We start from the raw sequence: 19,280 nt of genomic DNA, 5'->3' as shown, positions 1-19,280 counted from the left end.
TCTGTGACTTCTGTGACTTCCGACGAGTGGGGCTCAGCGACCCAGTCGGCGCAGCACGTCGCGCGGGCGGTTGGTGATGATGGCGTCGATGCCCAGCTCGACGCAGAGATCGACGTCCTCCGGCTCGTTCACGGTCCACACGTGCACCCGGTGGCCGGCCCCCTTGAGGCGCTCGATGTACGCCGGGTGGTTGCGCACGATCCGGATCGAGGGACCGGCGATCCCGACCCCGGCGGGCAGCCGCCCGTCGCGCAGCCGGGGCGAGACGAACTGCATCAGGTAGACCGTCGGCACCGTGGGCGCGGCGGCACGCACGCGATGCAGCGAGCGGGCCGAGAAGCTCATGATCCGCACCGGGGACTCGGCCGCCGAGGCCGGCGCGTCCAGGCCGAACCGCTTCAGCAGCACCAGCAGCCGCTCCTCCACCTGTCCGGCCCAGCGCGTCGGATGCTTGGTCTCGATGGCCAGTTCCACCCGGCGCCCCGCGTCGGAGACGAGCTCCAGCAGCCGCTCGAGGGTCAGGACGGAGGTCTCCTCACGGTCCTCGGGCCGGACCTCCCAGTCGGGGTCCTCCTCGCGCGCGTGCCAGGCCTCGCGGGCCTCCCGTGTCTTCCAGGAGCCGAAGTCCAGCGCCGCGAGGTCGGCGAGCTCCAGGGCGGAGACCGCCCCACGGCCGTTCGACGTACGGTTGACGCGACGGTCGTGTACGCAGACGAGATGGCCGTCCGCGGTCAGCCGCACGTCGCACTCGAGGGCGTCCGCACCGTCCTCGATCGCCTTCTTGTACGCGGCCAGGGTGTGCTCGGGGGCCTCCTCGGAAGCCCCGCGGTGGGCGACGACTTGAATGTGGTGCTGCCGTGCGTGGGTCACCGCGTCATGGTGCCATCGGCGCCCGGTCGTCTGAGAACCCTCTGAGATGTTTCGATGATGCGCACTTATTGTGCGTAATGACCTATATAAGGAATGGCCAAGGACCCACAGCCACCGCTTATGGTGCTCTGACGGCCCGTGGGAAAAGCTGAGACGTACAAAAGCACATGCACAGCTTCAGCGCGCCGGGTCGACGACAAAGCGCGCGAAAACGCGACAAGCGTTGACGAGCGTGACCCAGTGCGACCGACGACAACAGCCGTGGATCGAGGAGAAGAGCTGTGAGCACCGAGAACGAGGGCAAGAGCGAGGGCACTCAGGTACCCCCGGCCCCGTCCGCACCCCCCGTGCCGGTGGAATCTCCCTCGGCCTTCCCGCAGGCGCCCGCGCCCGACGCCGGCGCGCCCACGACTCCGCTCCCGGCGGCGCCCGCGCAGGCACCGGAAGCCGGTCACGCCCCCGCGGGCGCGCCCGAGGGCCACTGGCCGCCGCCCACCGCGCCCCAGGGAGCGCCGCCGGCCCCGGCCGACGGCGACTGGCCGCCACCGGCCGCTCCGCAGGCGTCAACGGCCCCTCTGGGAGCTCCGGCCGCCATCGACGACTGGCCGAACCCGGCCCCGACAACACCCCTCTACGCCGACGCCGGCGCGAGCACGCACGCGTACGGCACCCCCGGCCCCGGCGACGTCGCTGCCGGCGGTACCGGTGGGCTCGGTGGTCCGGGCGGCCCCGGTGGTCCCGAGGGAACCGGCTGGGGTGCCTCCTACCAGCAGCCGGCGCCCAAGTCGGGCCGTGGCCGGGGCGGGCTCGTCGCCGCGATCCTGGTCGCCGCGCTGGTCGCGGGCGGCCTGGGCGGCGGACTCGGCTACACGCTGGCCAAGAACGACGACGACACCGGCTCGACGACCGTCTCCGCCTCCACCAACGGCGGCGACGTCAAGCGCGACCCGGGCACGGTCGCCGGGGTGGCCGCCAAGTCGCTGCCCAGCACGGTCACCATCGAGGCCGAGTCCAGCAGCGGCGAGGGCGGCACCGGCACCGGCTTCGTCTTCGACACCCAGGGCCACATCATCACCAACAACCACGTCGTCGCGGACGCGGTCGACGGCGGCAAGGTCACGGCCACCTTCCCGGACGGCAAGAAGTACGACGCCGAGGTCGTCGGACACGCACAGGGCTACGACGTCGCCGTCATCAAGCTCAAGAACGCCCCCTCGGACCTGAAGCCGCTCACCCTCGGCGACTCCGACAAGGTGGCGGTCGGCGACTCGACGATCGCGATCGGCGCCCCCTTCGGCCTGTCCAACACGGTCACGACGGGCATCATCAGCGCGAAGAACCGCCCGGTGGCCTCCAGCGACGGCACCAGCAGCGCCGCCTCCTACATGAGCGCCCTCCAGACGGACGCCTCGATCAACCCCGGCAACTCCGGCGGGCCGCTGCTGGACGCCTCGGGCAACGTCATCGGCATCAACTCCGCGATCCAGTCCACCGGCAGCGGCGGCCTGGGCGGCACCACCCAGTCCGGCTCGATCGGCCTCGGCTTCGCCATCCCGATCAACCAGGCCAGGTACGTCGCCCAGCAGCTGATCAAGACCGGCGAGCCGGTGTACGCGAAGATCGGCGCGTCCGTCTCCCTGGCGGACTCCACGGAGGGCGCGAAGATCACCGACACTGCCGAGGGCGGAGCCTCCGCGGTCGAGTCGGGCGGCCCGGCGGACCAGGCCGGCCTCAAGCCCGGCGACGTCATCGTCAAGCTCGACGACATGGTGATCGACAGCGGCCCGACCCTCATCGGCGAGATCTGGACCCACCAGCCCGGCGACAAGGTCACGATCACCTACGAGCGCGGCGGCAAGTCCCACACCGTCGACCTCACCCTCGGCTCCCGCAAGGGCGACAGCTGACGCCGACGCCGACGCCGACGCCGGGCCACGCGCGCGTACCTCCCCGACAAGAGCGACGGGTGAGCACGCGCGCGTGGACCTCAGCCTGGAATCGACGGCCCTTGCGTGGCCTCGAGATTTCTGACGTGCGCAGGTCCGTTGCCTGCTGCCGGAGTGGGGCCCGGTAGCACCGCTGTCAACCGTGGTTGTGCGCTCTGAAAGGCACGCCATGTCGACTGTGCGACCCGGTCGGGACTGGACGTTGACGCCTGACCTCTGTGCGTGGGAGGTCCTTCAGCCAAGGCAATTGCCAACGTAAGAGTCCGTTTGGGCTGTTGGTGATGACGGCGGCATTTCGCGTAATCAACATCCCGGTTGCCATGGCAACCTGCCTTCCGGCACAGCCATTTGGATCCGGAGGTACACCGCGCGTGGCGGCGAAGACCAATCCCACTGTCAGGAGACGTCGTCTCGGGGCCGAGCTTCGTCGGCTCCGCGTGACCAGGGGGTTGAAGAGCACAGAAGTGGCTGAGCGGCTCATGGTCTCCCAGCCCAAGATCAGTCATCTGGAGAACGGCAACCGTGCCATCAGCCCTCGCGATGTGCGCGACCTGTGTGTGATCTACGAAGTGACGGACGAGCAGGTCATCGACTCCCTGATGGAGATGGCCAGAGAATCCGGTCAGCGAGGCTGGTGGCACCCCTATGGCGACCTCTCCGACAGCGTCTACATCGGCCTGGAGACGGAGGCAGCCTCGCTGCACACTCACGCGCCCATGATGGTGCCCGATCTGCTGCAGACCCCCGCCTACGCCCAGGCCGTCATCGGCGAAACGATCCCTCGGCTCACTGCCGAACAGGCCGCCACACACCTCAAGGTGCGGCTGCGCCGCCAGCACCGGATCTACGACCCGGCCTGCCCGCTGCGCCTGTGGGTCATCCTCGACGAATCGGCACTGCGCCGTGTCGTCGGCAGCCTGGACATCATGCGTGAACAACTGGAGCACCTGAAGGCACTCAGCGCGGAGCCGCACATCACGGTGCAGGTTCTTCCCTACACGGCCGGCGCTCACCCGGGCCTGTCAGGACAGTTCTCCATCCTGTGGTTCGCCGACAGTCCCGAGGCGGGGGTGGTGTACCTGGAACGGTTCACCAGCGGTCTCTACCTGGAGAAACCGTCCGACGTGCGGCACTACGGCGTGATGCACGACCACCTCCAGGCGCAGGCCCTCACTCCGGACGACAGCCGAGACTTCATCACCCACACCGCCAGGACGTACGTCGACGCGGACAACCAGTCCTGAGTACCGGCCGCGGGAACCGGTCCCGCCGGACACGCCTTCAGCCGGTGGTGGCGTCCTCTGCCTGCGGCCGTACTCGGGGTCGGCGGAAAACCTGGCGGTGGGCTGCTGCACGGGCGAGCAGGGCGACCTGGCCGAAGACAACGGCCAGGAAGGCGGCGACCGCCGGTGTCCACCAACTGTCGCCGATGAGCGCGAGGGCGACCCACCCGCGGACGTAGAGCCCGGCCACCGCTGTGATCCGCAGTGCGCAATGGCCGGGACGGCGCCCAGCAGGCCGGCATCATCGATCTTTCTCGACAACCGGGCGAAGTCACTGCCGGACTTCTCCGAGGGCGCAGGGCGAACCGCGGTGTCCGTGGTCACGGTGGAACTCTCCGGAGGAGGCAGACGGCACGGCGCCGCCTCGGGAGCTGCCGGGTACTTCGCCTCGACCGCGGTGCGGAACCGCTCGAAGCGGGCTCGAAGGCCGAATTCCCGGCGGGCTCAGTCGAGGGTGGCGAGGTGATCGGCGTCGCCGCCCCGCCACTCGATCAGGAAGATGGTCGCGTCGTCGGTCGTGGTGCCGCCGCGTTCCTGTTTCAGGGCGTGGGAGAGGGCGCGTACCACCGCCCGTACCTGCGTGCGGTCGTGGAGAATCCGGTTGGTCCACTCGATGAGCTGCTCCTCCCCGAACTGTGCTCCGCCGGCCTGGTGTTCCTCGATCAGACCGTCGGTGAAGCACAGCACCCGGTCCCCGGGTTGCAGCATCCGCTCGCTGACCACCGGCTCCTGGCCGCCGAAGCCGACCGGCAACGTGGTCGGGCTCTCCAGCCGGTCCGCCACCGCGCGGTCCCGGATCAGGAGCGGGGCCGGGTGACCGGCGTTGACCCACAGCAGCCGGCCGGTGGTGATGTCCAGGGTCATCATCTGGGCGGTGACGAAGTGGTCGTGGCCGAACTGCTCATTGATGGCCATGTCCATGAACGCGTACACCAGGGACAGATCGGTATGGGCCCGTCGTGTGTGGCGATAGGCGCCGATCGCCACCGTGGCCATGGTCGCCGCGTCCAGCCCGTGGCCCATCGCGTCGAGCATGGCCACGTGCAGGATGTCGCCGTTGAGGGCGTAGTCGAAGCTGTCGCCGGCCACGTCGTAGGCGGGCTCGAGGATCCCGGCCACCTCGACCTGCGGAGTGGTCATCGACAGTGGGGGCAGCAATGACCACTGGATCTCCGCGGCCACACTCATCGGGGAACTGCGGCGGGCCTGGAAGAACTGGTCGGTGTAGGCGTCCTTGGTGACGATCATGTCCGCGACCAGACCGGCGAGTCTGCGCAGCAACCGACGGTCGTCGTCGTCGACGCTGTCCAGGGTGACGGCCATCGCGCCGATCTGGTCGCTGCCGTCCAGCAGCGGCAGGTACATCCGCACACTGCCGTTCTCCGGCGCCTCCACCGTTCTGCGGCCCAGGAACGCCTGTCCCGCGGGGGAGTCCTCGACCGGCTCGGGGCTGCCGACCTTCAGCCTCCGGCCCGGCAGCGGCACCAGAAGCACCTGTTCGTAGTCCTGCAGGAGGATGGAGACGTCCCGGCCCCCGACCCTGGCCACCTCTTCCGCGACGAGTGGGGCGATCAACTGCGGCGGCAGATCATGGGAACGGTCCAGCAGCACTCCCAGCAGTCGTTCGCCGAACCCCTCCGACCGGTCCACCCCGACCCTGTCCGGTCTGCGCCCACCGTCCGTCATCGCTGTCTGCTTCCCTTCGCCCCCTGGCATGGGGAACTCATCGGGGTTGCTGCGTCTACGCCGTGTTCGCCAGGTGCCCGGTGTCCCGGCCTTGCGTCGAAGCGCAACCGGTGGAGCGGCGCCGCCCGGACTGGCGCCGACGCGTCCAGCGCCCCGGCCACGTATCCGGACGCGGTGCCCCGACGCAAGCGCACACCTCGTCCCTCGAGGCTCCGTCCCGAGGGGCAACGGCGAGCAGCGATGGTGGGACGACGCCGTCGACCGGCACAGGCTCACATCGCCGACCGGTCCAACGCGCTGACTACGTCATGGGCGGCACGTCCTCCCCGATGCCGTCACCACCAGGGATACCGGGACCATGGACACAGACACGCCGCCGGTGAGCGGTCCAGCGTCGGGGTGCCGGTGCTGATCGGAGAGGCTGACAGTGGCCATGCCGGTCCGTAGCGGTGTTCGCGCAGACCCTCCACAGTGCCGTCCCGTGCCCCTACGGGTCCACGCCTCCATGGGCGCGTCACCCGGGACGTCGGCGGAGCGGATCTCGCCCTCCTTCCGGTGGCCGCGCCCGCCGTGCTTCAACGACCCCGGCGTATACACACCGGGGTCGCCCTTCCGGGTCGGTCGCACGTGAGAGTGTGCCGACCCACCTTCATGCTATGCCTGGTGCACATTTCGGGCATCAGGCATCTCGCGGATCTCGCGGATCTCGCGGGTCAGATCTCATCCGTCTGCGTACGGCCGCTTCCGGAGGACTGACTGGTTGCCAGCCAGGAGCGGGCAGGCTCTGCGGCGCGGGCAGTGTCCACCGTGAGGTGGAGGCGGGTTCCGCCGGCCTCCGTGCCGACGGGGTAGCTGCGCTGCTCGGACGAGGCGAAGTGACGACGGAGAACCTCGGCGACCTGGCGGGCGGCCTCGGGCGTCGAGGCGACGAGGCGCACGTCGACGTTCCCGCCAGTGAGCGGTTCCGGCGGCTCCACGGACTCGCGCCTCCTCGGCCTGCCCACTGCTTCCGCCGGGGCACGGGCCGAATCACCCGTGGCACCGCCCGGCTCGTCGTCGGCGACCGTGGGCGGCTTCGTCGCTCGTCGGTTCTTCGCCCGCAGGCGGCCGATTCCCGGCAGCGCATCGCTGTAGCGGTAGGCAGCGATCCTCGCGTCGTGCTGAGTGTTGAGCTGGTGGATCACGATACTCATGGCGATCACGGCGACGATCAGTGCCGCGGCGACGACGACGGTCTCCACGTCCTCACCTCCCTCGGGCGCAGGACATGTGGGAAGGCCCGGTCAATGACGGCTGTACGTCTGCTGGTTGCGGTCATGGCGCGAACCTGTCCCCGGGCCCGTCTTCGACGTTCCGGTCCTGCTGCTCGCCGAGAACGGCATCAGCGTCTGATCTGGTGTGCGAAGTGCTCCCGGTACCTCGACCCTACTCCGCTCGGCGGTCCCGGCGGGGCGTGTGACCGGCGCTCTCACCGGCACGCGCCGAGTCACCGTCACGGGGCCGGGACCTCGCCTCACGGGGCAGCGTGTGCGGACCGGCCGCCGACGGCACGGACCGTTCGGCCTGGCCGAGGAGTACGCTGAAAATACCGAGGATATTCCGCGCACCGGCTACCACGCTCGTGTCGTTTTCGGCGATCGAATAGGCCAGGCCGACCGTGGTCGGCCCGGGGCAGGGTTCGCGTCATGGCTGCGACCATTTCCCTCTCGCCGACAATCGAGGACCGGCCTGCGTCGTCCTCCCCCGCTTCTTCCTCTCTGCGCCTGTCGCTGGCTCCTGTCGGCGCCGTGCCGGCCCTTCTGGACGGCGCATGGTGGCCCCGCTCCCGCGATCTCGGGGCGGAACTCCCCTCCCTGACCGCGGTGCTGGAGCCGCGGTGGGGGCGGATCACCCGGGTCACGGTGAATCCCACCCATTGGCCGGCCGTCCCGCGCAAGGTGCCCGTCGCCGGGCATGTGGTGAAGGTGGGCTGGTTCCTGACCGAGCAGGACCCGCACGAACTGCTCCTGCTCTCCTACCGCGTGGGCCGCTGGAACCTTCTGGTGATCCCGCCGCAGACGGACCCCGTCTCAGCTGCCTGGCTGATGTCCGCCGCAAGCAACCCCCTTGGCACCTCGACCGCGAGCCGGTTGATGGAACAGGCCGTGCGCCTGAGGACGGCGTGGGAGACCGACCGGTCTCTGGAGGCCGTCTGGGACTCCGAGGGAGGGCATGGGGCCCGCGTTCCCGCCGCACGGCCACGGATACGGGCAGTCATGCCCGAGGGCGGAGATCAAGCCGTCGCACCCGCCGCGACCCCGACTCGGCCGATGGGCATGTGAGGACGATGGAGACCTTCGGGACCGTGGTCGTGGTCATGGCGATGATCGCGCTGGGCGTGCTCCTCATCCACCTGGCCAACCGGCAGACCAGCGACCGCGTCGCCACCCCCACCACGGCCGCTCCCGGGAGGCCGCCCGGGAGCGCCGCACCGGGAAGGGAGCGGGGTGAGCCCTCGTGATCCCCATCAGGCTTCTGGCGGACACCAGCACCGAGCCGGTACTCCCCGGTACAGCGGTCCTGCGGATGGAGACGACGCCCAAGCGCACGGGAACGTTCGACGGCGCGTGGTGGCCGCGGTCACGCGACCTCGAGAGCCAACTGTCCGGACTGCTCGCCACGTTGACCACCCGGCTGGGTCCTCTCGCCCGTGTCGGCCTCGACGCGGGCGCCTGGGACGAGAGGCCGGGGCATCTGGTCGTAGACGGTCGTACCGTCCGCATCGACTGGTCGGCCGTCGGTGACGACACCATGATCGTCACTCGGGGCGACCAGGACCACTTCATGTTCCTGGTGATCCCTCCGCAGACGGCTCCCTCGCTCGCTCGCGCCGCGATGGCCATGGCCGTACGGGACGACAACGACGCCTCGGCCGAACGGATTCTCGCGGCCACCGGCGTCACCCCCACCGACCGGACGCGCGTACTGCCCGGTGCTCCCGGCTGGTAGCCCATCGAATCGCTCAGCACGCACTCCGGTGCCGGAATAGGCGTTCAGGAACCGCGTTCAGGAACCGCGTTCAGGAACCGCGTTCAGGAACCGCGTTCAGGAACCGCGTTCAGGAACCGCGTTCAGGAACCCAGGGCAGGAACTCGGTTGACCGGACCGGAAGTTCCGCGACGGCTGACCGGCGCCATCCGGCGGCCCGGCTTCGCCCTGCTGATCGCGGAGAGCACCGCCTTCGCCGGGTGCGCCTACGGATTCCCGGTATGGCGCGAGGGGACGTGGTGCCGGGGGTCCGACGGGCCCCTTCCGCGGAGCGTCGAGCAGCTCACGGCGTCCGGTCACGTCTTCGCGATCACCGAGACCTTGGTACACCCGCACACGGACGACCAGGGCCTCGCCCACCGCCTACAGCAGCGCCTGCTCGCCGGCCATCACGCCTCGCTGGGGGCGACGTTGGTGGAACAAGCCGACTCGGCGCTTCGCAACGCCTTCCTGTCGTGGGGCCGGCAGGATATCGGGCTGGTTCGTCGGCCGTCGGACCAGCAGCTTCTCCGGCCGTCGGACCCCGTGGTGCTACGCGCCCCGGTGCTTTCGCTCGGGCTCGGGCTGCGTACGGCAGCCCACCCGGACGGGCTCGCCCAGGAGAACCGCACCCAGCGACCCGGCTGACGAACACCGTCTGCGCGGTGCCCAACGGGGGCATTCCGTTGCCGACGGCGCCGCCCGTTCGAGGGCGTGCGCTCAGTCGGAATTGTAAATGAAATTATTTACGCACCACTGTGCGCTGTTTGAATGAGCGCGAATTGTCCGCTGTCTCGTCGATGCCGGGGTGAGGATATTTCTGCGTAATATGCGGCAGCAGTGAGAAGGCTTCCGGGTGATCGGTAGGGCCCGGTACGCCACGGCCCCCACAGAAAATGGCCTTTTGATGAATCTGAAGATCCCTCAAGCAGCTGACCGCCGCACGCTGTCCGGCGTGCTGGCCTCCGCCCTCGCGGTGACGGTTTCCGCTGCGATGGTCTTCCTGACGCCGACGGCGGCGTCGGCGATCGCATTGCCCGTGCCTCTGGGCACCATCGCCAGTTACTCCGTCCTGGCGGGTCAGGGAGTCACCAACACCGGCAACTCGGTACTCGCCCACGACCTCGGGACGCACCCGAATCCGGCCATCACCGGATTCCCGCCCGGCCAGGTGGGAGGCGCCATCCACGCTGCGGACGCTGCGGCCCTCCAGGCCAAGTCCGACCTGCTAGGGGCGTTCAACAACGCCGCCGGCCAGGCCGTGGACTTCGCGCTTCCGGCGGGAATCGGCGGAGGCCCGGCGCTGCTTCCCGGCGTCTACCACGCCACAGTCGGTGTCGGCATCACCGGCGACCTGGTCCTCGACGGTCAGGGCAGCTCCGACGCGGTCTGGGTGTTCCAGATTCCCGAGTCCCTGACGACGGCGACCTCCAGCCGGATTCTCCTCACCAACGGCGCTTCGGCGTGCAACGTGTTCTGGCAGATCGGCGAAGACGCGTCGCTCGGTGTCACCACCAGCTTCGTGGGCACTCTCATGGCCGAGAACTCGATCACCGTGAACCAGGGAACGAACGTCGAGGGCCGGTTGCTGGCCGAGGTAGGGTCTGTGACCCTCAACAACAACCGGATCTTCCTCGGCGCGTGCGCGGCCTCCACCACTGGCGGAGCGACGGCGGGAACGACCACCGGTACGACCGCAGGCACCACCACCGGTACGACCGCAGGCACGGCCACCAGTGGAGGGCTCCTCGGCGGCGGCCTCGTCAGCGGTGGCCTCGTCACTGGTGGCGTCCTGGGCGGGCCCATCGTCGGGACCGGTGGTACGTCGGGCAACACCGCCGGTAACTCGTCCGGAAACACCGCGGGCAACACCGCTGGGAACAACGCGGGCAACACCGCCGGGAACACCACCGGTGGGAACACCGCGGGCAACAGCGCCGGAAACACCACCGGCGGAAACGGCCCCGGCGGGAACGACCATGCGCCGGGCGGACCGGGTGGGCCGGGCGGACCGGGGCACGGTGGCAACGGAAAGCCGGATCACGGCGGCAAGCTCGACCTCGGGCAGTACATCCACCCCGGTAAGCCCGCCCACGGCGAGTTCGACCACGGCCGGGAGGACCACGGCAAGTACGACCACGGCCGGGACGAGCACGGTAAGTATGACCACGGCCGGGACGACCACGGCCGGGACGAGCACGGCAAGCAGTCCGACGAGAACTTCGGCTACGACGACGTGCCCCAGGGCCACGAGGGCGACGACCACTCCCAGGGTTACGAGGGCTAGGCAGCGCACTGCGGTCAGCTCGCTCCCCGGATGACGGCGCGCGGCGGAATTCTCATCGAGTCCGCCGCGCGCCGTCGGGGGCAGCCGACGCAGAAAGCAGGTGCGAGCAGCTGAAATGAGAAAGACAGGGTACGCCGTGTCGCGCGGAATTGACTCAGCGGATGTGAAGGAAGTTCAGCACTCCGAATCAGGTCCGGTCGTGCAGGAATATCCTGACGCGACGGTCGTGCCGCCCAAGTTGTCGAGAGGTGCCCGTGCGCTGAAATCCGGACTGTGCACCACCGTGGTCCTGTGCCTGACGGTGAGTGTCGTCCACGTGATTCTGGTGTTCCTCCACGTGGCACCGGCCAACACCGTCTCCAAGCGATACAGCCCGCTGATCAATGCCTGGGTGTACCCCTTCTTCGAACAGAACTGGCGGCTCTTCGCTCCGGACCCCGAAGCCGTCAACCGGCAGATTCTGGCGAGAACCGCGCACACCGGCTCCGACGGATCGGTTCAGGTGAGTCCCTGGTTCGACCTGACCGCCGTGGACCGTTCCGCAGTCGTGCATGATCCGTTCCCGAGCCACACGGCACAGAACATGTTGCGCCGTGCCTGGGCCGGCTACGTCGACTCGCACGGAGGAGACGACAAGGCGCGTACCGAACGTGCCCTGATGATGCAGAAGTACCTGGTCAACATCGCCGCGGACCGCGCCGCCGCCCGCAAGGACGGCACCTTCGACTTCATCCAGCTCCGCGTCGTCACACTGCCCATCCCCGTGCTCGGCCCCGCCGCCGGCAATCGGCCGCCGACGCCGGTCGAGAACCGGCTCCTGCCCTGGTGGAAGGTGACCCGCCGTGGAAATTGAGGCGCGGAGGACCGCGTCCGCCGGCGTCGGCCGGTGGCCGGCCGACCGGATCACCGCCGTGTGGGCCCTCCTGACCGGCCGCCCGGTGTCCCTGTACGCGGCGTCGGTGCTGCGCATCGGCTACGGACTGCTCTACCTGATCTTTCTGCTGCGCGAGTTCCCGCACCGTGACGAGATCTGGGGTCCGGGTTCTGCGTGGACGCCCGCCCTGGCACACCAGCTCTTCGAGCAGACGGGCTGGTTCAGCGTTCTGGCCCTGTCCGACAGCCGCGCCTACTTCGAGCTCTGCTATGTGCTGGCGCTGGTCACGGCCGCACTGTTCATGCTGGGCTGGCGGACCCGTGTCCTGTCGGTCCTCTTCGCCGTCGTGGTGACCTCGTTCCACGGCCGGGCGATCTTCATGACCGACGGGGGCGACAACCTGGTCCTGCTGATGTCCATCTACCTCGTCCTCACCGCGTGCGGCCGACGCTGGTCCCTGGACGCACGCAGAAACAGGCTGCAGGCGGTCCAAGCGGGCAGCACGCCGGAACCGGCAGGCAGTCCCTTCGCGCGGCAACTCCGCGATGCCCGGACCACTTTGATCACGGTGGTGCACAACTGCGGCATGTTCGTGATCGCGGCACAGGTCTGTTTTCTCTATGGTTCAGCCGGCCTGTACAAGGTCCAGGGAGCTCTCTGGGGCGGCGGCACCGCGCTCCACTACGTCCTGAACCTCGAACTCTTCCGGCCCTGGCCCGCCCTCTCCCACTTCGTGGACGAGCACACCCTCGTGGTCGCCGTCGCCGGCTACATGACCGTGCTCTTGCAGGTGGCCTTCCCGTTCGTGCTCTTCGGAAGGCTCAAGTACCCCGTCCTCGTCATGCTGCTGGGCATGCACATCGGCATCGCACTGCTGATGGGGCTGCCTCTCTTCTCCGGCGCGATGATCGTCGCGGACGCCGTGTTCCTTCCCGACCGCTTCTACACCTTCCTGCCCCACCTCCGCCGACGAGCGGTGCGGCGGACGGACAGCAGCCGGCCGGCACCCGGACCAGCGGCAGGCCCCGGAGCGGTACCTGCGCAAGGCGGGCCCGGCGGCGCACCCTGCTCAGCACATCGAACCGTGCTCCCGGCAGGGCGGAAAGGGACCGTGCCGGCCGCCGAGCCCACATCCCCCAGGTCTCCCTCACCAACGGCTGACTGACCCTGCCTCCTGGATCGAACTCAGAGGCCGTCCACCTCTCGCCTGGCGTCTTGCCCGATCCCAGGATCAGAAGGTCGTGCTCCATGAGAGCGGCGTGGCGGCACCCCTGAAAAGTCCCGCTCCGTGCCGGCGCGGCCAGTACGGTGCTTTCCGTGTGCTGGCGTGAGGCCGGGGGCGGGGTGCTGAGGGTGGGCGGCGGCACCGGCGGCCGGAAGCAGGGCTGGTGGACCCCGTGTGGACCACGCCCCCCGAGCAGCCCCCGCGCCCGGTACGCTGTACCCGCTCCGCCCCAGGTGGGCAGGGGCACAGGTGGGTTGCCCGAGCGGCCTAAGGGAACGGTCTTGAAAACCGTCGTGGCAGCGATGTCACCGTGGGTTCAAATCCCACACCCACCGCAGGTGAACGGCCCCTGACCAGGTATCTCGGTCAGGGGCCGTTCTCGTGAGCGTTGGCCGCCGCGGACCGTGGCTCCCCGCTGCTTCCCGACCGAACGGGCACGGGAGGGGCACGTCGACTGGCGATCTCCAGACCGGCGAGCAGCCCGGCCGCTGCCGCAGAGAAGACCCGCGGCTTTCTCCAGCCCGGTCCCGAGCACCACCCGTTCACGTGCACAGCCGCCCGGAGGAGTTGAACATGTTCAATAACGCTGCCAAGATGACGAGCACGTGCTCGACGACTGGTCGAACCCGGGTCGTTCGTGCGTCCCGCCGAAGGTGTTGGGGTGGCGTGAGTTGCGTTCCTGTCGGGCAGTCCTGGTCCTCGTTCCCGTCGCGTTCGCCCTCGTCGCATGTGGCAGGTTCGCCTTCTCGCCAGTCCCTGACGGTAAGCCGGCCGAGCTACCCCGATCGCAGACAGCGACCATGTGGGGCGACGGCGCGGGCGGCGAACTGGAGCTGAAGCCGGATGGAACGTTCACTGCCCATGATGTCTGCGGTGATTACGACATCTCTGCCTACGGGCCGGAGAACGAACCCCGGTCGGGATCGGGTACCTGGGACGACGATGACCGGGAGGGGCAGAGCAGCGTCACGGTGTCGTTCGAAGCCGATCGCGTGAGCTCCACCTACGAGGCCCTGCGAGACGGCAGGACACTGAAACTCTGGACATATGTCGGGGACCCCGACGAGGGCCACTCGCTCTGCATCCTGACCCTGCGGTAGGGCTGGATCGGCTCCTGACCAGCCAACTTGGTCAACCGTTCCGGCGCTCGGTGACCAGGAGCCGTCCCACCTGCGGCCCCTTACGGCCGCCGAGCGGGTTGGCGGGATGAAGACCAAGGGACTCGGCGCGTCCCGGATCAGGCAGGCGTACCGCGTCCTGTCCCAGATCATGCGATCGGCCGTCGCGGCGTCGGCCTCCGCTTCGTCGGCCGTGCGGCCGGCTCCCGCGCAGGGCGGCGGTGTGCCGTCGGCCGCGGGTGGTGGCATCGGCCTTGCCGAGACCGGGGTGTCGAGGCGTACGGCGGTTGTCTTCGGTGTCGCCGCCGTGCTGGTTCTGGTCGGCGGGGCATCGTCCTCGGACTGCGCCGTCGCACGGCACAGGGCTCGCGCGGGTGCCGGGGGCCGTCACGGGCCGGGGCGGTGTGTGGTCATGCGGGCCGCAGACGTGATCGTCCCGCGTGCCTCCCGGGCCGTCAGGCCGGTTCGTACGGCGGCGTCGACCAGGTCCTCGGTCAACTCCGGGCCGATGCCGTCCTCGTAGGCCCGGCAGGCCGCCCAGAAGAGGCGGGTGTTGCGCTGGCCCTCGTGGGCGGCCAGGACGAACTGGACCAGGCCCCGGCCGTGTGCGCCGCCCGCCGTCGAGCCGGGGCCCGGGCGGGGTGAGCGCGGCGGTGGCAGCAGCAGGCGCAGGAGGGAGCGCGGGCAGGGGGCGGGGGCGAGGTGGGCGGTGCCGGGGGCGGTGGCGTAGACGCCGTGGGCGGTGCGGGAGCCGGGGCCGACCAGGTAGCCGCCGGCGCCCCGGATGTCGATGCCGGGGGCGAGCCGGCCGGCCGAGTTGGGGACCACGACGTCCGGCGGGCCGGTGAGCCACAGGTGGCGCCCGCCGGACGGGGTGAGGACGACGATCGTGGGCGGGATGGTGAAGAGGTGGCGCAGGGCCAGTTCGCGCAGGGCCACCGTGGAGTCCGTGTCCGACTTGGTGTCCAGGTCGACGCCGATGAGGTGGTGCGGGGGCAGGCCGCAGGCGATGCCGTAGCCGGTGGCCCAGGGTGCGGCGGCGAACAGTTCGCGGATGCGGGCCGGGTCGGTCGAGGCGTCGTACACGCCGTGGCCGGGGCGGCCGCATGCGCCGTGGCAGGGCGGCCCCGCCGGCTCGGGGGCGTCGCGGTGGGGGGAGCGCAGGGCCGGGAGTTTCGTCCGGGACAGGGGGATGACGGCCAGGCCGCGTTCGGCGGCCGACAGGGCGTGGGCGAGGGCCAGCGTGGTGGCCTGCCGGGAGTACCGGTCGGTGGTGGCCATGAGGATAGTGTCGTACGTATGTTCGATGAAGGGAAGGGGTGGGCCGCGACGCGCCCGAGGTCGGCAGGCCCGGGCGGAAAAAGTGCCGGAACGCTTCGCCTCTTGCGGGGCCCGGGGGACGGGTGTCCGGCTTGCCGGGGGTTATGGCGGCACGGGCAGGAAAAGTGGCGCTAGGGGTTTATCGACTTGTCATCACGCTTGAGTGCGAATCATGGCTTCCGGGGTGGTTCGCCGGGGATTCGGTGGGCAACTCTGGTCTCGCGACGTCGTCACAAGCGCCGGGGAGGTCGGCCAACCGCCCAGGTGAAAGCCGTACTTCACGCACTTCGGGTACTCACGTACTTCCGTTCTGGAGGAACCACATGGCAAGCATCCGTACCGCCCGCGTCATCGCCGCCGTCTCCGCCCTCCCGCTGGCAGCCGCCCTCTTCACCGGCGTCGCGGTGGCGGACAACGGCGGCTTCGCGGACGACGGATCGAACGCGGGTGTCGCGAGCATCGCCGGCAGCGGTGTCGGGCGCGACAACAGCGGCAACTCGGCCACCACACAGCAGAACGCCGTCGGTTCGGGCGCCTCGAACCAGAGCAACACCGCGCAGGTCAAGGGATCCGCGTTCACCGCGGTCAACCAGGGCAACAGCAACGTCGCGGTCGCCTTCACCCCGCTGTGGCGGTGACCTGAGAGGGCCGGAGTCCGGCGCCGGCCCCGGGGGGAGCTGTGTGCCGGGTGGGGGCTGTGGGGGTGGCAACGCGTCCGCGCGGCGGTACTTCGGTACCGCCGCGCAGGCGTTTTCGTGCGCGGAGGTGACCTTGACAGAGGCCCATATCTGACGGACAGTCAGAAACTGTTTCCGGTAAGTCCGTTCCCGGTAAGTCCTGGTAACCCTTTCCCGCCGGAAGGAGTACGGCCGTGGACGACGAGCTCCACGCGCGGCTGAAGGCCTACGAGGGCCGCCCCGCGACCGTCGCGGGCGCCGGCCGGGATCCCGTCAACGCGCCCATGATCCGGCACTGGTGCGAGGCGATGGGCGACCGGAACCCCGCGTACACCGGCCCCGGCGCGATCGCCCCGCCGACCATGCTCCAGGCGTGGATCATGGGCGGCCTGAGCGGCCACGAGCGCCGTGCGCGGGGCTATGACGAGCTTCTCTCGCTCCTCGACGAGGCGGGCTGCACCTCGGTCGTCGCCACCGACTGCGAACAGGAGTACCTGCGCCCACTGCGGCCCGGGGACGAGGTCGCCTTCGACACGGTGATCGAGTCGGTCTCGCGGCGGAAGACCACCAAGCTGGGCACCGGGTACTTCGTCACGACCCGGACGGAGGTGCGCGTGGGTGAGGCGCTGGTCGGCACCCATCGCTTCCGCATCCTCAAGTACGCACCGGGCAGGGACGCGCCGGGCAAGGACGCGCCGAGCAGGGACGCGCCGAGCAGGGACGCGCCGAGCAGGTACGCACCGGGCAAGTACGCGCCGAGCAGGGACGCACCGGGCAAGTACGCGCCGAGCAAGTACGCACCGGGCAAGGACGCACCGGGCAAGTACGCGCCAAGCGAGGACGCGCCAAGCGAGGACGCACAGACCGGACGGGGACAGAAGGCGCAGGACCGGCAGGAACCGCCGCGGCGGCCGCGTCCCGTCGTCAACCGGGACAACGCGGGTTTCTGGGAGGGCGTCCGGCGCCACCGCCTCCTCGTCCAGCGCTGTACCGCCTGCGACACACTCCGCTTCCCCTGGCTCCCCGGCTGCAACGCCTGCGGCTCGGCGGAGTGGGACACCGTCGAGGCGAGCGGCGAGGGCACGGTCTTCTCGTACGTCGTGATGCACCACCCGCCCTTCCCGGCCTTCTCCCCGCCCTACGCGATCGGCCTGATCGAACTCGCCGAGGGCGTCCGCATCATCAGCAACGTGGTCGACATGCCCTACGACAAGGTGCGGATCGGCCTGCCGGTGGAGCTGGAGTTCCGGGCCTACGACGATGCGGACGGCGAGCTGGTGCTGCCCGTGTTCCGCCCGCGCGCGGGGGAGGCGGCCGCGTGAAGGCCGGTGACGAGCTGCCGCCGCTGGAGATCGGGATCACCCGCACCCTGATCGTCGCCGGCGCCCTCGCCTCGCGGGACTACCAGGACGTCCACCACGACCCCGAACTGGCCCGGCGGAAGGGGTCCCCCGACATCTTCATGAACATCCTCACCACCAACGGCCTGGTCGGCCGGTACCTCACCGACCACTTCGGCCCGACGGCCGTGCTCCGCAAGGTCGCCATCCGGCTCGGGGCGCCCAACCACCCGGGAGACACCATGGTGTTGAGGGGCAGGATCGAGGAGGCCGACGGGGACACGGCCGTGGTGCGGGTCACCGGGGACAACGGGATCGGCCGGCATGTCACCGGCACGGTGACGCTCACCGTCGCCGCCGCCGTCACCGTCCCGCCGGGAGGCGCGGGGTGAGCGTGCGGACGAAAGACTCCCTCGGCGGCCGGGCGGCGATCGTCGGCATCGGGGCCACGGAGTTCTCCAAGGACTCGGGGCGCAGTGAACTGCGGCTGGCGGTGGAGTCGGTGCGGGCGGCTCTCTCCGACGCGGGACTCACGCCCGCCGACGTGGACGGGCTGGTGACGTTCACCATGGACACCAGCCCGGAGATCACCGTCGCGCAGGCCTGCGGCATGGGCGAGCTGTGCTTCTTCTCCCGGGTCCACTACGGCGGCGGGGCGGCCTGCGCGACCGTGCAGCAGGCGGCGCTCGCCGTCGCGGCCGGGGTGGCCGAGGTCGTGGTCTGCTACCGCGCCTTCAACGAGCGGTCGGGGCGCCGCTTCGGCTCGGGTGTGCGACACCGCGAGCCGTCGGCGGAGGGGACGGCGCTCGGCTGGTCGCTGCCGTTCGGTCTGCTCACCCCCGCCTCCTGGGTGGCGATGGCGGCGCAGCGCTATCTGTACGCGTACGGGCTGACCCCGGAGGACGCGTTCGGGCCGGTCGCCGTCACGGCCCGCCGGCACGCGGCGACGAACCCGGCGGCGTACTTCCACGACCGCCCGATCACCCGTGCCGACCACGCGGCCTCGCGCTGGATCGCCGAGCCGCTCCGGCTGCTGGACTGCTGCCAGGAGACCGACGGCGGCCAGGCGCTGGTCGTCACCTCGGTGGAGCGGGCCCGGGACCTGCCGCAGCCGCCCGCCGTGGTCACCGCGGCCGCCCAGGGCGCCGGCCGGTCCCAGGAGCAGATGACCAGCTTCTACCGCGACGACCTGACGGGCCTGCCCGAGATGTCCGTGGTCGCCCGCCAGCTGTGGCGCAGCTCCGGTCTGGCGCCGGCCGACATCGACGTGGGGATCCTGTACGACCACTTCACGCCGTTCGTGCTGATGCAGCTGGAGGAGTTCGGCTTCTGCGCCCCGGGCGAGGCGCCGGCCTTCGTCGCCGAGGACCGGCTGCCGCTGAACACCCACGGAGGTCAGCTCGGGGAGGCCTACCTCCACGGGATGAACGGCGTGGCGGAAGCCGTACGGCAGCTGCGCGGCACGTCCGTGAACCAGGTGCCGGGGGCCGCCCGGACCCTGGTGACGGCGGGGACCGGGGTGCCGACGTCGGGCCTGGTCCTGACCGCGGACTGAGCCGCGCACGGAGCCGCGGAGCCGCGCACCAAGTCGCGGAGCCTCGCACGGAGTCGCGGATCGTCGCACGGAGTCGCGGAGCCTCGCACGGAG

General features: G+C 70.1%; 18 protein-coding genes, 1 tRNA gene and 3 pseudogenes. 16 read left to right on the top strand and 6 right to left on the bottom strand.

Annotated elements, in window-relative coordinates; genetic code table 11:
• Positions 1-33 precede the first annotated feature (33 nt).
• Complete coding sequence (locus ACFWBD_RS07295) at positions 34-870, bottom strand: glycerophosphodiester phosphodiesterase (RefSeq protein WP_385663890.1); 837 nt, start codon at positions 868-870, stop codon at positions 34-36.
• Positions 871-1,151: 281 nt separating this feature from the next.
• Here ACFWBD_RS07295 and ACFWBD_RS07290 point away from each other — a divergent pair, with 281 nt between their 5' ends.
• Together ACFWBD_RS07290 and ACFWBD_RS07285 are read left to right on the top strand one after the other, a co-directional pair.
• Positions 1,152-2,777: a S1C family serine protease gene (locus tag ACFWBD_RS07290; RefSeq protein ID WP_385663887.1), complete on the top strand. Its 1,626-nt coding sequence runs from the start codon at positions 1,152-1,154 to the stop codon at positions 2,775-2,777.
• 410 nt (positions 2,778-3,187) lie between these two features.
• A complete protein-coding gene (locus ACFWBD_RS07285; RefSeq protein WP_385663885.1) occupies positions 3,188-4,060 on the top strand; it encodes a helix-turn-helix domain-containing protein in 873 nt (290 codons plus the stop codon).
• 73 nt (positions 4,061-4,133) lie between these two features.
• On the opposite strand, the pseudogene ACFWBD_RS07280 reads toward ACFWBD_RS07285, so the two are convergent.
• The 3 genes and pseudogenes from ACFWBD_RS07280 to ACFWBD_RS07270 all read right to left on the bottom strand — a co-directional run.
• A pseudogene (locus tag ACFWBD_RS07280) lies at positions 4,134-4,423 on the bottom strand (acyl-CoA desaturase); the annotation flags it as partial.
• Between the two features lie 120 nt (positions 4,424-4,543).
• Positions 4,544-5,785 (bottom strand): PP2C family protein-serine/threonine phosphatase, encoded by a 1,242-nt coding sequence (locus ACFWBD_RS07275; RefSeq protein ID WP_385663882.1) that lies wholly within the window; start codon positions 5,783-5,785, stop codon positions 4,544-4,546.
• 713 nt (positions 5,786-6,498) lie between these two features.
• Complete coding sequence (locus tag ACFWBD_RS07270) at positions 6,499-6,762, bottom strand: hypothetical protein (RefSeq protein WP_385664186.1); 264 nt, start codon at positions 6,760-6,762, stop codon at positions 6,499-6,501.
• 708 nt (positions 6,763-7,470) lie between these two features.
• Between ACFWBD_RS07270 and ACFWBD_RS07265 the strand changes: the two genes are divergently transcribed.
• The 9 genes from ACFWBD_RS07265 to ACFWBD_RS07225 all read left to right on the top strand — a co-directional run bounded on the left by ACFWBD_RS07265 (position 7,471) and on the right by ACFWBD_RS07225 (position 14,277).
• Positions 7,471-8,106: a DUF5994 family protein gene (locus tag ACFWBD_RS07265; RefSeq protein ID WP_385663879.1), complete on the top strand. Its 636-nt coding sequence runs from the start codon at positions 7,471-7,473 to the stop codon at positions 8,104-8,106.
• A gap of 5 nt (positions 8,107-8,111) precedes the next feature.
• Entirely contained in the window at positions 8,112-8,285 is a 174-nt protein-coding gene (locus ACFWBD_RS07260) for a hypothetical protein (RefSeq protein WP_385663876.1), read from the top strand.
• Positions 8,282-8,773: a DUF5994 family protein gene (locus tag ACFWBD_RS07255; RefSeq protein WP_385663873.1), complete on the top strand. Its 492-nt coding sequence runs from the start codon at positions 8,282-8,284 to the stop codon at positions 8,771-8,773. Before ACFWBD_RS07260 ends, ACFWBD_RS07255 begins: the two co-directional genes overlap by 4 nt.
• A 147-nt stretch (positions 8,774-8,920) precedes the next feature.
• Entirely contained in the window at positions 8,921-9,439 is a 519-nt protein-coding gene (locus ACFWBD_RS07250) for a hypothetical protein (RefSeq protein WP_385663871.1), read from the top strand.
• A 259-nt stretch (positions 9,440-9,698) separates the two neighbouring features.
• A complete protein-coding gene (locus tag ACFWBD_RS07245) occupies positions 9,699-11,078 on the top strand; it encodes an ice-binding family protein (protein WP_385663868.1) in 1,380 nt (459 codons plus the stop codon).
• Between the two features lie 163 nt (positions 11,079-11,241).
• Complete coding sequence (locus ACFWBD_RS07240; RefSeq protein ID WP_385663866.1) at positions 11,242-11,931, top strand: DUF5819 family protein; 690 nt, start codon at positions 11,242-11,244, stop codon at positions 11,929-11,931.
• Positions 11,921-13,117, top strand: a complete 1,197-nt coding sequence (locus tag ACFWBD_RS07235) for an HTTM domain-containing protein (protein WP_385663863.1) — start codon at positions 11,921-11,923, stop codon at positions 13,115-13,117. The genes ACFWBD_RS07240 and ACFWBD_RS07235 overlap by 11 nt, the downstream gene beginning before the upstream one ends.
• Positions 13,118-13,425: 308 nt before the next feature.
• Positions 13,426-13,512 (top strand) — tRNA-Ser (locus ACFWBD_RS07230).
• A 465-nt stretch (positions 13,513-13,977) separates the two neighbouring features.
• The gene (locus tag ACFWBD_RS07225; protein ID WP_385663861.1) at positions 13,978-14,277 is read left to right on the top strand and encodes a hypothetical protein; all 300 of its coding nucleotides are present in this window, start codon (positions 13,978-13,980) and stop codon (positions 14,275-14,277) included.
• A 405-nt stretch (positions 14,278-14,682) separates the two neighbouring features.
• Here ACFWBD_RS07225 and ACFWBD_RS07220 read toward each other — a convergent pair whose 3' ends face one another.
• Positions 14,683-15,576, bottom strand: a complete 894-nt coding sequence (locus ACFWBD_RS07220; protein WP_385663858.1) for a bifunctional DNA primase/polymerase — start codon at positions 15,574-15,576, stop codon at positions 14,683-14,685.
• Positions 15,577-15,938: 362 nt separating this feature from the next.
• On the opposite strand from ACFWBD_RS07220, the gene ACFWBD_RS07215 reads away from it, so the two are divergent.
• Entirely contained in the window at positions 15,939-16,253 is a 315-nt protein-coding gene (locus ACFWBD_RS07215; protein ID WP_385663855.1) for a hypothetical protein, read from the top strand.
• 323 nt (positions 16,254-16,576) lie between these two features.
• Positions 16,577-16,846, top strand: a pseudogene (locus ACFWBD_RS07210) (MaoC family dehydratase N-terminal domain-containing protein); the annotation flags it as partial.
• 140 nt (positions 16,847-16,986) lie between these two features.
• Here the strand turns inward: ACFWBD_RS07210 and ACFWBD_RS07205 are convergent.
• Positions 16,987-17,085 (bottom strand): annotated as a pseudogene (locus ACFWBD_RS07205) (pentapeptide repeat-containing protein); the annotation flags it as partial.
• Between the two features lie 310 nt (positions 17,086-17,395).
• Here ACFWBD_RS07205 and ACFWBD_RS07200 point away from each other — a divergent pair.
• From ACFWBD_RS07200 to ACFWBD_RS07190, 3 genes are read left to right on the top strand one after another with little or no spacing between them, the layout of a single operon-like run.
• Positions 17,396-17,614, top strand: coding sequence for a Zn-ribbon domain-containing OB-fold protein (locus ACFWBD_RS07200; RefSeq protein ID WP_385664183.1), 219 nt, complete (start codon positions 17,396-17,398; stop codon positions 17,612-17,614).
• A complete protein-coding gene (locus ACFWBD_RS07195; protein WP_385663853.1) occupies positions 17,611-18,024 on the top strand; it encodes an acyl dehydratase in 414 nt (137 codons plus the stop codon). The genes ACFWBD_RS07200 and ACFWBD_RS07195 overlap by 4 nt, the downstream gene beginning before the upstream one ends.
• A complete protein-coding gene (locus ACFWBD_RS07190; RefSeq protein ID WP_385663850.1) occupies positions 18,021-19,187 on the top strand; it encodes a lipid-transfer protein in 1,167 nt (388 codons plus the stop codon). Before ACFWBD_RS07195 ends, ACFWBD_RS07190 begins: the two co-directional genes overlap by 4 nt.
• The last annotated feature ends 93 nt before the right edge of the window (positions 19,188-19,280 follow it).

Origin of the sequence: Streptomyces sp. NPDC060002, from assembly GCF_042737245.1 — a bacterium.
In the GTDB taxonomy this organism is placed as follows: Bacteria; Actinomycetota; Actinomycetes; order Streptomycetales; family Streptomycetaceae; genus Streptomyces.
Note: the sequence above shows the minus strand (reverse complement) of the source record. Positions and strands in the feature narration are given on the sequence as shown.